Genomic DNA, 12,752 nt, shown 5'->3' on the forward strand with positions numbered 1-12,752 from the left:
TATTCAGGTCAGGCCGGCATCACCTGAATATCAACACGCCTTAAAGCGCCGAAAGCGTTTCCGGCAGGGCGGGCGCATCGAGCACGGGCGCGGCCTGGAACACCTTGGTCATGTCCCTCAGCGTCTGGGTGGTGCGGCTGGAAAGCACCGGCGGGCGTTCGGCCTCGGCCTGCGCCGCCGCGGCATCGGCTTCCTTCTTCGCCGCTTCCTCTGCCTTGGCCGCGACCTCCGGGTCGACGAACGGATGGTCGAGGCCGGGAATAGGCTTCAGGTCGATGTTCTGGTGCGCATAGACCATCAGGCGCTGCCAGACCATCGCCGGCAGCGAGCCGCCGGTCATCTTGTTGGTTGCGGTGAAGTCGTCATTGCCGAGCCAGACCGCCGCCGTGTAATTGCCGGTGAAGCCGACGAACCAGGCGTCGCGGTAGGATTGCGTGGTGCCGGTCTTGCCGGCGACGACGATGTTGGGGAGCTGGGCGCGCCGCGCCGTGCCGATGACCGGCACCGCCGCCAGCATGGTGTTCATGTATTTCAGCGCCTTTTCCGACAGCACGCGGTGTGGCGGCGGCGCGTCCTTGGCCCAGTCATAGACCACCTCGCCGGTACGGGTGACGAGCTGGGTGATGCCGTGACGCGAGCCGACGAAACCGTTCTGGGCAAAGACGCTATAGCCGGTCGCCTGGTCCATCACCGTCATGCCGGATGTGCCGAGGACCATGGTCTTGTGCGCTTCCAGCGGCGATTCGACACCCATCGATTCGGCCATCGCCTTGATCGGACCGATGCCGAGGTAATCCTTGGCGAGCCGCACCGGCACCGTGTTGATCGACTTGGCGATTGCGGTCAGCAGCGTCACGTTGCCGGCCGATCCGCCGCTGTAATTGTGCGGCGACCAACTGCCCCAGCTGATCGCGCCGCCCGAAACCACCGAGTCCGGCGTGAAGCCATGCTCCATCGCCGTGGCATAGACATAGGGCTTGAAGGATGAACCCGTCTGGCGCAGCGCCTTGGTGGCGCGGTTGAACTGGCTGGCGCCATAGTCGCGGCCGCCGACAATGGCGCGCACCGCGCCATTGGTCTCTATCACCACCACCGCGCCCTCGGTGACGTTGTATTCCTTGCCGAACTGCCTGAGGTGGTATTCGACCGACTCTTCCGCCGCCTTCTGGATATTGGCGTCGAAGGTCGTATGGGCGACCAGCGAATGCTGGCCGGGCTTGGCGATCTTCTTGACCTCGTCGAAGGCCCAGTCGAGGAAGTAGTCCGGGCTCTTCTGCTCGCCGCGGTCGACCACGTCGGCCGGATGCAGCCGCGCCTGCAGCACCTGGCCTTCGGTCATGAAGCCGGCGTCGACAAGGTTGGACAGCACCACATTGGCGCGCGCCCGCGCCGCCGGCAGATTGATGTGCGGGGCGTATTTGGTCGGCGCCTTGAACAGGCCGGCCAGCATCGCCGCCTCGGCAAGGCTGAGATCCTTGACGCTCTTTCCGAAATAGAAATCCGCCGCCGCCTCGATGCCGAACGTGCCGCCGCCCATATAGGCGCGGTCGAGATAGAGCTGCAGGATCTCCTTCTTGGAGAGGTTCGCTTCCAACCACAGCGAGAGAAAAGCTTCCTTGATCTTGCGCTCCAATGTCCGCTCGTTGGACAGGAACAGGTTCTTGGCGAGCTGCTGCGTGATGCTCGAGCCGCCCTGGACCACCGAATTGGCCCGCACATTCTCGAAGATCGCGCGCGACAGGCCCAGCACATCGATGCCGTAATGGTCGAAGAAGCGCCGGTCCTCTGTCGCCAGCACCGCCTTGATGACGATGTCCGGCATCTCGTCGACCGGCACGGAATCGCGCTGGATGATGCCGCGCTGGCCGATCTCATTGCCGTAGCGGTCGAGGAAGGTGACGGCGAAGTCGCCCTGGTTGCGCCAGTCGCCGGTGGTGATGTCGAAGGCGGGCATGGCGAGCGCGAGCAGCACCACGAAGCCGCCGGCGCCCATGGTGAAACCTTCGCTCAGCACCTCGATGATGGCCCGGCGCCAGCCATGCACACGGAAGCGGCGGGAAAAGATGGTCGCCGCTTCCCAGAATTCGCGCGCCTTGAAACCGATCTCGTAGAGCGAGGTATCGAGCCACGCGTCCACGGCGAGCAGCGCCGAAGCGATCCGGCCTCTTCTCCTGCGCGGCTTAGAGGGATTGTCCATTCCAGAATTCCACCCCGGCACTTCCGCCCGAAACAGCCGTGGCAGTTCCGAGGCGCCCTCCCTGCCAGACTAATCGACCATTTTAGCACCACTCACAAGGGCAGCGAAGCCACACCCAGGCTTTGTTGAACGCCATGGTTGATCCGGAATTGCGTAAAACAAATACTGAGAGCGATATCACTGCGCCGCGATGAAGCGCATGAAATGCGCCACATCCGCCTCGCTCGGCTCCAGTCCGAGTCGCCCTGGCGTTGCTCGATGACGGTTTCGCCGGGGAGGGCATCGAACTTTCCGTACACATTGTCGTACGACCCTGAGGGCAAGGCGATGCGGCAATGAGGAGGAACTGATGGTTGAAGACGCCGCGCGCGACCTGAGGCGCGAACGTCGGCGCGGCCGCACCGGCGAGGCCGGCAGCGAGTCGAGCCGCCGCCCGAATTACCATTCGCTGAAGAACGCGTTCGCGCCGCAGCCGGTCTTTTCCGCCGACCAGGTCGCGGCGATCCACGATACTGCGCTGCGCGTGCTGGAGGAACTCGGCATCAAGGTGCTGCTGCCCGTGGCGCGCGCGATCTTTGCCCGGGCCGGCGCGCTGGTCGATGAGGGCAGCCAGATGGTCAAGATCGGCCGCGATATCGTGACGGCCGCGCTTGCGTCGGCGCCGCGATCGATTCCGGCGCGGGCCGGAGACCGTTCACGCGATCTCGATCTCGAGCTCGGCACGATGACGTTCCTTGCCGGCTGCGGCGCGCCCAACGTCACCGATCTCGAGCGAGGCCGGCGACCGGGCACGCTTCAGGCCTTCGAGGATTTCATCCGGCTGGTGCAGCATTTCGACGTGCTGCATATGCTCGGCCCTTGCGTCGAGCCGCAGGACGTCGACACGCGCTTTCGTCACTATGCCACCGGCCGTGCGCAACTGACGCTGTCCGACAAGGTACCTTTCGTCTTTGCCCGCGGCACGCCGCAGGTCGAGGACAGTTTCGAGATGATCCGGCTGGCGCGCGGCCTGTCCGAGGACGAGTTCGTGAGCAGCGCCCATAGCTACACGGTCATCAACACCAACTCGCCACGCCAGCTCGATATCCCGATGGCGCAGGGCATCATCGACTTCGCCCGGGCCGGCCAGATATCGATCATCACGCCTTTTTGCCTGGCGGGCGCCATGGCGCCGATCACGGTCGCCGGCGCCTTGACGCTACAGCACGCCGAGGCACTGGCCGGCCTGACGCTGGCCCAGATCGTGCGTCCCGGCGCGCCGGTGGTCTATGGCTCCTTCTCATCCAATGTCGACATGAAGTCCGGCGCGCCTGCCTTCGGCACACCGGAACATATCAAGGCGACGCTTGGGGCGGGACAGCTCGCCCGCTACACTGGGTTGCCGTGGCGCTCCGGCGGCGGCAGCGCCGCCAATATCTCCGACGCGCAGGCCGCACACGAGACGCAGTTCGCGCTGTGGGGCTCGGTGCTGGCTGGCGCCACCGTCTGCATCCACGCCGCCGGCTGGCTGGAAGGTGGCCTCAGCGTATCCCTGGAAAAGCTGATCACCGACGTCGAGGCGCTGCAGACCGTCGCCGAGCTTTGCGCCACCACGCCGGGCGACGAGGATGCCATCGGCTTCGAAGCCATCGCTGAAGTGCAGCCCGGCGGCCACTTCTTCTCGGCGACCCACACTATGACGCGCTACCGCACCGCCTTCTACGAGCCGCTGGTGGCCGACTGGTCGAATTTTGGCAACTGGACGCAATCCGGCTCCAAGACGGCGACCGAGCGCGCCACCGGTATCTGGAAGCGCATTCTTTCCGACTTCCAGCCGCCGGCCTCTGCTGTCGCCACCGCGGGCGTACTCGACGAGTTCATCGCCAGGCGCACCGAGGAGGGTGGTGCTGCGCCTGTCTCGTGATTTGAGGAAAAGCGTAATAAATTCGAGACCTTCGCCATTCACGTTATAGTCAAATCGATTCGCGAGCTGGCATCGGATCGCGAGCGCGGCTACGTTGCCGGGCAGCGTGAGGAGATATGTATTGGCGATGGACGGTAGATGACGGCGCCTGGCGATTTGATGCAGGCCTTGTTCCTGAGGCTGAAGACCGATGCGTCGCTCTCGGCGCTGCTGGGCGGCGCGGGCCTGCTCGAGCAGGCGAGCGACAAGGCTGCCTTTCCGAACGTGACCTACGGCCGCACCAGTGCCTTCGACCTCGACACCGGCGCTGACAACGATGGCGATCAACTGATCACCTTGCATGTCTGGTCGAAAGCGCAAGGCGAGGCCGAGACGCGCCTCATCATGGATAGCATCAAGGCGCGCCTCGATGGTGCAGCACTTTCCATCGGCCCACGCGGCGAGACGCGCCTGTCGCTGGAATTCGCCGAGGCTCGCTATGACGAGGATCTGGCCGTTCATCATGGATTGCTGCGCTTCCGCGCGCTGACGCAGGAAGCCGCCTGAGGTGGCTGCGGAACATGCATCAAAACAAGGGCTTAAGCGCGCCGCTTGAATCCGTTTCGGCGCGAGCTGTCTTGGCCTACAGCTGCGCTTGGATGGCGGCCTTGTCGATGACCGACCAGACCTCGCGAATCCGCCGGTCGTGGAACTCGTAGAAGACGTTTTCGGCGAAGCTGACCCGTTTGCCATGGACTGGCAGGCCAAACAGCACGCCTTTGGGCCGGCAGTCGAAACGCAGGCGCGCCGCCACGCGCGGCGGCTCCGAGATCAGAAGCTCGATGTTGAAGCGCAGGTCGGGAATGGCCTCGAAATCGCCTTCCAGCATACGGCGGTAGCCCGATAGCCCGATCGTCTCGCCATTATACTGGACCTCATCGCCGACGAAGCGGCCGAGATTGTCCCAATCCTGCTCGTTGAGGCAGGCGATGTAGCCCCGATAGAGAGCGGCAATATCCTCCCCGGTCATAGCATGCTCCTATGGTCGTCCGGCGTTTCTACACTAGCTAGGGCCGGACGGGGAATCCGCACCCGAAAAGCGTAGCGGGCCGACTGATTTTCCGGCTATGAATTTGCACCCGGGGCTGAGGGGGGCCCTGGCATCTACGGGGTGCATTCATTTGTCGCTGAGGGGGAATGGCGGGCATGGTTTTTCGGTTATTCACCGTTCATTTCACGTTCAGCCCATATGCGTTAGAACCGTGATCATGAAAGATCTTGGCTCCCATCTTCGCAAAGCAGTGCTGGCGCTTGCCGCGGCCGGGCTTATTGCGTCGCAGGCGATCGCCCTGCCGCTCATCGAGCCGTCGGCCGATCAGCCGGTCGTGCTTGCGGCCGGCGATTGCTACGCGATCGGCCAGCAGGTCGCCGCGCAGAATGGCGGGACGCTGGCCAAGGCCTCGCAGGCGACGCGGGGTGGCCAGCAGGTCTGCGTCATTGTCGTGCTCGTCCCCGGCAAGGATGGACAGCGTCCGCGCCGCTCGGAAATCGTCGTGCCGATGGGCTGACCCCTCTCGTTTCCCAGGCCAGCGGAATCGGCCTATACGTCTATCCAGCAACAGGCTTCAACCCATGCGCGTGCTCGTCGTCGAGGATGACAAGGATCTCAACCGGCAGCTGGCCGATGCGCTGGTCGATGCCGGCTATGTGGTCGACCGGGCCTATGACGGCGAGGAGGGCCATTTCCTCGGCGACACCGAGCCCTACGACGCCGTCGTGCTCGACATCGGCCTGCCGCAGATGGACGGCATCAGCGTCGTGGAGCGCTGGCGCCGCGGCGGGCGCAAGATGCCGGTGCTAATCCTCACCGCGCGCGACCGCTGGAGCGACAAGGTGGCCGGCATCGACGCCGGCGCCGACGACTATGTGACAAAGCCCTTCCACATCGAGGAGGTGCTGGCCCGCGTGCGGGCGCTGATCCGCCGTGCTGCGGGCCATGCTTCGTCCGAGCTCACCTGCGGACCGCTGCGGCTGGACACCAAGGCGTCCAAGGCCGATGTGAACGGCATGCCGCTGAAACTCACCTCGCATGAGTTCCGGCTGCTCGCCTATCTGATGCATCATATGGGCGAGGTGGTGTCGCGCACCGAACTGGTCGAGCATCTCTACGACCAGGATTTCGACCGCGATTCCAACACCATCGAGGTGTTTGTCGGCAGGCTTCGCAAGAAGATGGGCATCGACATGATCGAAACCGTGCGTGGCATGGGCTATCGCATGCGAGAGCCGGAGGCGTGACGCGGAACCGCTGAAGCCAGCGATGGGAACGTGGATTTCAAGGCTGCGGCCCTGGCCGCGCTCGCTGACCTTCCGCGTCATCGCTTTCTCGACCATCTGGGCGATCCTGACGCTGGTCGTCATCTTCACCCTCATCACCACGCTTTACCGCCAGGCCAGCGAGCGCGGCTTCGACAGCCTGCTTTCGGCGCATCTGTTCAACCTGATCGGCTCTGTCGGCATTTCGGACAACGGCGCGTTGACCGGCTCCCCCGACCTCGGCGATTTGCGCTTTTCCGAGCCGAATTCCGGCTGGTACTGGTCGGTGGAGCCGGCCTCAGAAGGCGTGCATGGTGAAATCCACTCCTCCTCGATGACGACCTCGCTCCTGTCGCCGAGCGTCGCGGAGGTCCCGTTCAACGCGAACTTCCAGCGCAGCTACTCGATGGAAGGCATAAAGGGCGAGCAGCTCGAAGTGTTCGAGAGCGAGTTCGTTCTCGATGCCAAGAACCGCGCCGCCCGCTTCCGCGTCATGGGCAACCACAGCGAGCTCGAGCAGGAGATCGCGAGCTTCCAGCGCCGCCTGCTCACCTATCTCTCGCTGTTCGGCGTCGGCATGATCGCCATCAACGCCATCGCCATTCTGTTGGGTCTCCAGCCTTTGCGCCGGGTCCGCAACGCGCTCGCCATGGTGCGCGAAGGCACGGCCCAGCGCCTCGACGGCAGCTTCCCCGCCGAGATCGAGCCGCTGGCCAACGAGACCAATGCGCTGATCGAGAACAACCGGCGCATCGTCGAGCGCTCGCGTACCCAGGTCGGCAACCTTGCCCACTCGCTGAAGACGCCTTTGGCCGTGCTGATCAATGAGGGCCGCGCGCTCGGCGGCGCCAAGGGCCAGCTGATCGCCGACCAGGCGGCTTCCATGCAGAAGCAGGTCGATCACTACCTGCAGCGCGCCCGCGTCGCCGCCCAGCGCGATAGCGTCGTCTTCCGCACGCCGGTTTCGCCGCTGGTCGAGCGCATGGTGCGTGTTCTGCGCAAGCTTAACCCGCAAACGCGGCTGACGCTGTCGCTGCCGCCGGCCGAGATCGTCTTTGCCGGCGAGCGCGAGGATCTCGAGGAACTGCTCGGCAATCTGCTCGACAATGCGATGAAATGGGCAAAGAGCGCTGTTGCCGTGACGATCGCCACTATTTCGGGAAGCGGGAACCTGTTTGAAATCGTTATAGAGGATGACGGTCCGGGCATTCCCGAGGACAGCGCGCGAGAGGTGTTGAAACGTGGCAAGAGACTGGACGAGACAAAGCCGGGAACGGGGCTTGGCCTTGCCATTGTCGCAGACCTCGTCAACGAGTATGGAGGCTCGCTGGCGCTGGAACGGTCCGGCATGGGGGGCTTGAGGGTGGTGGTGAGATTGCGGAGCCTTCAGTGATGTTTTTTATCGATTTGCGCGCGGCCGCCGGCGGCCAAATTTCCGACAAATATCAACACTATGGCCATGAACGCTTCCTGATGGCGCGTCCCCAGTCCATCCAGTTCCATCCCGCTGAAGAGAACCGGTTGTCGGCATGAAGATTCGCGTCGCGCTTGTTTCCGCCCTGCTCGCCGTTTCCGGCTGCTCGACCCTTAGCAGGGGCGGTCCAACCTCTCCGGTCACGCCTGTTTCGACGCCGCCCTCCGGCGGCAAAGTGTCGACCAGCATCGTCTCGGCCATGAATGGCGGGCTTATCGGAGGATCGATCGGCTCGGGCCTAAGCGATGCCGAAAAGCGCAAGGGGCTGGAGGCGGAGTACAAGGCGTTGGAGTACAACACCAGCGGCCAGAAGGTGACATGGAAGGGCGACAATGCCTCCCATTATGGCGAGGTCGTCGCGGCTCAGCCTTATCGCGTCGGCTCCCAGGATTGCCGCCAATACACCCACACTGTCTTCACCGGCGGCGCGGGCGTCACCGCGCGCGGCACCGCCTGCCGCAACGCCGACGGCAGCTGGACGCCGCTGACCTGACGCAATTTCAGGAAGAATGTGGGGCGGTGAGGCTGGTCGGCCTCGCCGTCCGTCCGGAATTGCGTCAAAACAAGGCGGTAAGCGCTGTTTCTGTGAAAAGGTGAAACACTCCGGAAGGATACCGGGCCAGCCCATTATTCGGTCTGGTTGACGTCGATCAAGGTGAGGCGGTCGATCCGCCGTCAAAGCGTCGCAGTATGCTTATGTTGGCAGGGCAAGGCTCTGCCTTTATTGGAAGAGCCATGCTGTTTTGGGTCATAGCCGCACTCCTCACGCTGGGCGCCAGCCTGGCGGTGCTTCTGCCGCTTACCGGCGGCATGAAGGGCGCATCGGCGCCCGGCTATCACGACCTCGAAGTCTATCGCGACCAGCTTTCCGAATTGGATCGCGACGTGGCGCGCGGCCTGATCCAGCCGGGCGAGGCTGAGGAGGCGCGCGCCGAGATCGGCCGCCGCATCCTGCGTCTCGGCGCGGCCGAGCGGCCAAGCTCCGCCAGCCCCGGCTCCTCCCGCGGCATCAGGTTGGTCGCCAGCCTGGCCGTGCTTGCCGTGCCGCTGCTGAGCTGGGGGCTGTACGGCGTGCTCGGCTCTCCCGATCTGCCTTCGCAGCCGCTGGCCGAACGTCTCGCCAAGAATCCCGCCGATTCCTCGGTCGACGAGTTGGTCGCACGCGCCGAAGCGCATCTTGCCGCCAATCCGTCGGACGGCAAGGGCTGGGACGTGCTGGCGCCGATCTATCTTCGCCTGCAGCGCTTTCCCGACGCGATAACCGCCTACCGCAACGCCATTCGCCTCGACGGCGACAGCGCGGTGCGCCGGTCAGGCCTTGGCGAGGCGATTGCCAGCGCCGCGGGCGGCATCGTTTCCGCCGATGCCCAGAACGCCTTCGAGGCGGCCCTCAAGCTCGACCCGGCCAACGCCAAGGCGAATTTCTACCTGGCCGTCGGCTTGGCACAGGAAGGCAGGAAGGACGAGGCTGTCGCCGCCTGGCAAAAGATGCTCGGCCAGCTTCCGCCGGATTCGCCCTGGCGCAGCGCTGTCCAGCAGGCGCTTGCCGAGGCCGGCCAGCCGGCGGTCGCGGCGGGCGCGCCGGCGAGCGGGCCGGATGCCCAGCAAATGGAGGCCGCGCAGCAGATGTCGCCGCAGGACCGGCAGGCGATGATCGAAACCATGGTCGCGGGCCTCGACGACAGATTGAAGCAGAATCCGCGCGATGAGGAAGGATGGATGCGCCTCATTCGTTCCTATGCCGTGCTCGGCAAGGCCGATCAGGCGCGCGAGGCGCTCGGCCGCGCTGTCGCCGCCTTTGGGGCCGACAGCGAGCAAGCCAAGAAGTTCACCGCCTTCGCCGCCTCCCTCGGCGTGACGGCGACGGAGTAAGAGATGACGCGCAAGCAGAAGCGACTGTCGGTGATTGTGGCGGGGCTGGCCTTCCTCGCCGCGGCCGCAGGACTCACCTTCTACGCGCTCGGCCAGAAGGCCTCCTATTTTTACATGCCGGCGGAGCTGGCAACGGCAAGCGTCCCGCCCGGACAGCGCATCCGCCTTGGCGGCCTCGTCGAAAAAGGCACTGTCGTGCGCGGCAGTGGCGCAACCGTGGCTTTCTCGGTTACCGACACGCAGAAATCGGTCAAGGTGACCTATACCGGCATCCTGCCCGATCTCTTCCGCGAGGGGCAGGGCGTCATCACCGAAGGCGCTTTCGGTCCGGACGGGGTTTTCGTCGCCGACAGCGTGTTGGCCAAGCATGACGAGCGCTATATGCCGAAGGAAGTCGCCGACGGCCTGAAGGCCAAGGGCATCTGGGTGGAAAGCAAGAGCCAATAATGGTTGAGACCGGACATTTCGCCCTCGTGCTCGCCTTCGCGCTGTCGCTGGTGCAGATGCTGGTGCCGCTGGTCGGCGCCCGCACCGGCAATCAGCGGCTGATGGCGGTCGGCGGTCCGGTGACCGTTACCGGATTCGCGCTCACGGCGCTGTCCTTCGCGGCGCTTGCTGGCGCCTATGCCGGCTCGGACTTCTCGGTGGCGAACGTGTGGGAGAATTCCCATTCGCTGCAGCCGATGATTTACAAGATCACCGGCACCTGGGGAAACCATGAAGGTTCGATGCTGCTGTGGGTGCTGATCCTGACCTTCTTCGGCGCGCTCGTCGCCGTCTTCGGCAACAATCTGCCGGCGACGCTCAAGGCCAATGTGCTTGCCGTGCAGGGCATGATCGGCGCGGCCTTCTTCCTGTTCATCCTGACGACGTCCAACCCTTTCATCCGCCTCAACCCGGCGCCGGTCGAGGGGCGCGACCTCAACCCGGTCCTGCAGGACCTCGGCCTCGCCATCCATCCGCCGCTGCTCTATCTCGGCTATGTCGGCTTCTCGATCTGCTTTTCCTTCTCGGTCGCGGCCCTGATCGAAGGCCGCATCGACGCCTCCTGGGCGCGCTGGGTGCGGCCGTGGACGCTGGTCGCCTGGATGTTCCTCACCGGCGGCATCGCCATGGGTTCCTACTGGGCCTATTACGAGCTCGGCTGGGGCGGCTTCTGGTTCTGGGATCCGGTCGAGAACGCCTCCTTCATGCCCTGGCTTGCCGGCACCGCGCTGCTCCATTCGGCCATCGTCATGGAGAAGCGTTCGGCGTTGAAGATCTGGACGCTGCTGCTTGCCATCCTCACCTTCTCGCTGTCGCTGCTTGGCACTTTCCTGGTGCGTTCGGGCGTGCTGACTTCCGTGCACGCCTTCGCCACCGACCCGGCGCGCGGCGTCTTCATCCTGTGCATCCTGACGCTGTTCATCGGCGGCTCGCTGGCGCTGTTTGCGCTGCGCGCATCCAGCCTGACGGCCGGCGGCCTATTCCATCCGATCTCGCGCGAGGGCGCACTGGTCCTCAACAACCTCTTTCTCACCACCGCCACCGCGACGGTGCTGGTCGGCACGCTCTACCCGCTGGCGCTCGAAGCGCTCACCGGCGGCAAGATCTCGGTCGGCGCGCCCTTCTTCGACCTGACTTTCGGCCCGCTGATGCTGCCGTTGCTGGCGATTGTGCCGTTCGGCCCGTTGCTCGCCTGGAAGCGCGGTGATGTGATTGCCGCCTCGCAGCGGCTGATGGCGGCCTTCGCCGTGGCGGTCGCCGCCATGCTGGTCACCGGCCTGTTCATCAACGGCGCCTCGGTTTTCGCAGCACTCGGCGTCGGCCTCGCTGTCTGGCTCGTCGCCGGGGCGCTGACCGACCTTGCCGTCAAATCCGGCGCCGGCTCGGTGGCGCCGGCCGTCATGCTTCGCCGTTTCGCCGGCCTGCCGCGCTCGGTCTTCGGCACGGCACTTGCCCATCTCGGCCTCGGACTGACCTTGCTCGGCATCGTCGGCACGCTGTGCTTCGGCACCGAGAGGATCCTCACCATGCGGCCCGGTGAGACGGTGGAGCTCTCCGGCCATTCGCTGCGCTTCGAAGGGCTTTTTCCCCAGAAAGGTCCGAACTTCACCGAGGATCGCGCCCGCTTCCTGCTGATCGGCGCAGATGGAAATGCCAAGGGCGAGATCTCTTCGGCAAAACGCTTCTTTCAGGCCCGGCAGACGGCAACGACCGAGTCCGGCATCAGGACGCTCGGCTTGAGCCAGCTTTATCTGTCGCTCGGCGACGAGGGTAATGACGGCTCCGTCGTCGTGCGCCTCTGGTGGAAACCGCTGGTGACGCTGATCTGGGGCGGCGCCCTGGTGATGATGGCGGGCGTGGCCATGTCGCTGGCCGACCGCCGCCTGCGCGTCGGAGCGCCCGCCAGGCGCCGCAAGCCGGCAGCCGCGTTGGCGAGCCCGACATGAAAGCGAGGTTTTCAGTCGCCTCGCTGGTGCTGCTGCTGGCGCTGTTCTTCGCCGGTGCAGCCCAGGCGGTGAAACCCGACGAGGTGTTGCAGGACCCGGCATTGGAAGCGCGGGCGCGCGCGCTGTCCGGGGGCCTGCGCTGCATGGTCTGCCAGAACCAGTCGATCGACGAATCCGACGCTGATCTCGCCCGCGATCTGCGCATCCTCGTGCGCCAGCGCCTCGTCGCCGGCGATACCGACCGGCAGGTGATGGATTACATCGTCTCGCGCTATGGCGAGTTCGTGCTCTTGAAGCCTCGCTTCAGCCTGCGCAACGCGCTTCTGTGGGGCACGCCGGTGCTCCTGCTGCTGGCCGGCGGCCTCTTCATCGTGCTCAGCGCCCGCTCGCGCCGAACTGTGCCGGACAGCGCTCTTGGCGCCGAGGAACAGGCGGCGCTGGATAAGATGCTAAGCGAATAGCGCCATCGCAGTACTTGGCGATTGATTGCAACCGTCTTCGGGCGCTCCGCACGCCCGTGGTCCTCGTCGCCAATCCCCAACATTACAAAACTTTCATGTATCGGAAATGACGCCGTAA

Annotated in this window: 13 protein-coding genes; 11 read left to right on the plus strand and 2 right to left on the minus strand. The window is 64.9% G+C overall.

Annotation, left to right across the window (positions count from 1 at the left end; translation table 11 throughout):
* Positions 1-40: 40 nt before the first annotated feature.
* The gene (locus tag EN862_RS13190; RefSeq protein WP_127867182.1) at positions 41-2,197 is read right to left on the minus strand and encodes a penicillin-binding protein 1A; all 2,157 of its coding nucleotides are present in this window, start codon (positions 2,195-2,197) and stop codon (positions 41-43) included.
* A 349-nt stretch (positions 2,198-2,546) separates the two neighbouring features.
* Here EN862_RS13190 and EN862_RS13195 point away from each other — a divergent pair, with 349 nt between their 5' ends.
* Both EN862_RS13195 and EN862_RS13200 read left to right on the plus strand, forming a co-directional pair.
* Positions 2,547-4,100 carry a trimethylamine methyltransferase family protein gene (locus EN862_RS13195; protein ID WP_127867183.1) on the plus strand — a complete coding sequence of 518 codons (1,554 nt, stop codon included), beginning with the start codon at positions 2,547-2,549 and terminating at the stop codon, positions 4,098-4,100.
* Between the two features lie 138 nt (positions 4,101-4,238).
* Positions 4,239-4,646: a DUF3168 domain-containing protein gene (locus EN862_RS13200; protein WP_127867184.1), complete on the plus strand. Its 408-nt coding sequence runs from the start codon at positions 4,239-4,241 to the stop codon at positions 4,644-4,646.
* Positions 4,647-4,722: 76 nt separating this feature from the next.
* Here the strand turns inward: EN862_RS13200 and EN862_RS13205 are convergent, their stop codons facing one another.
* Positions 4,723-5,109, minus strand: a complete 387-nt coding sequence (locus tag EN862_RS13205) for an ester cyclase (RefSeq protein WP_127867185.1) — start codon at positions 5,107-5,109, stop codon at positions 4,723-4,725.
* A gap of 238 nt (positions 5,110-5,347) precedes the next feature.
* Between EN862_RS13205 and EN862_RS13210 the strand changes: the two genes are divergently transcribed.
* The 9 genes from EN862_RS13210 to EN862_RS13245 all read left to right on the plus strand — a co-directional run bounded on the left by EN862_RS13210 (position 5,348) and on the right by EN862_RS13245 (position 12,634).
* Positions 5,348-5,647 carry a hypothetical protein gene (locus EN862_RS13210; protein ID WP_127867186.1) on the plus strand — a complete coding sequence of 100 codons (300 nt, stop codon included), beginning with the start codon at positions 5,348-5,350 and terminating at the stop codon, positions 5,645-5,647.
* 64 nt (positions 5,648-5,711) lie between these two features.
* Positions 5,712-6,377: a response regulator transcription factor gene (locus EN862_RS13215; RefSeq protein ID WP_126061966.1), complete on the plus strand. Its 666-nt coding sequence runs from the start codon at positions 5,712-5,714 to the stop codon at positions 6,375-6,377.
* Between the two features lie 22 nt (positions 6,378-6,399).
* Positions 6,400-7,788, plus strand: coding sequence for an ATP-binding protein (locus EN862_RS13220; RefSeq protein ID WP_127867187.1), 1,389 nt, complete (start codon positions 6,400-6,402; stop codon positions 7,786-7,788).
* Positions 7,788-7,928 carry a hypothetical protein gene (locus EN862_RS36115; protein WP_189401770.1) on the plus strand — a complete coding sequence of 47 codons (141 nt, stop codon included), beginning with the start codon at positions 7,788-7,790 and terminating at the stop codon, positions 7,926-7,928. The genes EN862_RS13220 and EN862_RS36115 overlap by 1 nt, the downstream gene beginning before the upstream one ends.
* Entirely contained in the window at positions 7,925-8,362 is a 438-nt protein-coding gene (locus EN862_RS13225) for a hypothetical protein (RefSeq protein WP_127867188.1), read from the plus strand. The genes EN862_RS36115 and EN862_RS13225 overlap by 4 nt, the downstream gene beginning before the upstream one ends.
* Positions 8,363-8,604: 242 nt before the next feature.
* Entirely contained in the window at positions 8,605-9,741 is a 1,137-nt protein-coding gene (ccmI, locus tag EN862_RS13230) for a c-type cytochrome biogenesis protein CcmI (RefSeq protein WP_127867189.1), read from the plus strand.
* 3 nt (positions 9,742-9,744) lie between these two features.
* A complete protein-coding gene (ccmE, locus tag EN862_RS13235) occupies positions 9,745-10,188 on the plus strand; it encodes a cytochrome c maturation protein CcmE (protein ID WP_127867190.1) in 444 nt (147 codons plus the stop codon).
* The gene (locus EN862_RS13240; protein WP_127867191.1) at positions 10,188-12,173 is read left to right on the plus strand and encodes a heme lyase CcmF/NrfE family subunit; all 1,986 of its coding nucleotides are present in this window, start codon (positions 10,188-10,190) and stop codon (positions 12,171-12,173) included. Before ccmE ends, EN862_RS13240 begins: the two co-directional genes overlap by 1 nt.
* Positions 12,170-12,634 (plus strand): cytochrome c-type biogenesis protein, encoded by a 465-nt coding sequence (locus tag EN862_RS13245; protein WP_127867192.1) that lies wholly within the window; start codon positions 12,170-12,172, stop codon positions 12,632-12,634. The genes EN862_RS13240 and EN862_RS13245 overlap by 4 nt, the downstream gene beginning before the upstream one ends.
* Positions 12,635-12,752: the final 118 nt, after the last annotated feature.

Source organism: Mesorhizobium sp. M2E.F.Ca.ET.219.01.1.1 (genome assembly GCF_004016445.2).
In the GTDB taxonomy this organism is placed as follows: domain Bacteria; phylum Pseudomonadota; class Alphaproteobacteria; order Rhizobiales; family Rhizobiaceae; genus Mesorhizobium.

Bases quoted from the DNA above. Each gene is read 5' to 3' on its own strand.
- EN862_RS13225 (WP_127867188.1), top strand. From the start codon at position 7,925: ATGAAGATTCGCGTCGCGCTTGTTTCCGCCCTGCTCGCCGTTTCCGGC.
- ccmI (WP_127867189.1), top strand. From the start codon at position 8,605: ATGCTGTTTTGGGTCATAGCCGCACTCCTCACGCTGGGCGCCAGCCTG.
- EN862_RS13215 (WP_126061966.1), top strand. From the start codon at position 5,712: ATGCGCGTGCTCGTCGTCGAGGATGACAAGGATCTCAACCGGCAGCTG.
- EN862_RS13245 (WP_127867192.1), top strand. From the start codon at position 12,170: ATGAAAGCGAGGTTTTCAGTCGCCTCGCTGGTGCTGCTGCTGGCGCTG.
- EN862_RS13200 (WP_127867184.1), top strand. From the start codon at position 4,239: ATGACGGCGCCTGGCGATTTGATGCAGGCCTTGTTCCTGAGGCTGAAG.
- EN862_RS13190 (WP_127867182.1), bottom strand. From the start codon at position 2,197: ATGGACAATCCCTCTAAGCCGCGCAGGAGAAGAGGCCGGATCGCTTCG.
- EN862_RS13240 (WP_127867191.1), top strand. From the start codon at position 10,188: ATGGTTGAGACCGGACATTTCGCCCTCGTGCTCGCCTTCGCGCTGTCG.
- EN862_RS13220 (WP_127867187.1), top strand. From the start codon at position 6,400: ATGGGAACGTGGATTTCAAGGCTGCGGCCCTGGCCGCGCTCGCTGACC.
- EN862_RS13210 (WP_127867186.1), top strand. From the start codon at position 5,348: ATGAAAGATCTTGGCTCCCATCTTCGCAAAGCAGTGCTGGCGCTTGCC.
- EN862_RS36115 (WP_189401770.1), top strand. From the start codon at position 7,788: ATGTTTTTTATCGATTTGCGCGCGGCCGCCGGCGGCCAAATTTCCGAC.
- EN862_RS13205 (WP_127867185.1), bottom strand. From the start codon at position 5,109: ATGACCGGGGAGGATATTGCCGCTCTCTATCGGGGCTACATCGCCTGC.
- EN862_RS13195 (WP_127867183.1), top strand. From the start codon at position 2,547: ATGGTTGAAGACGCCGCGCGCGACCTGAGGCGCGAACGTCGGCGCGGC.
- ccmE (WP_127867190.1), top strand. From the start codon at position 9,745: ATGACGCGCAAGCAGAAGCGACTGTCGGTGATTGTGGCGGGGCTGGCC.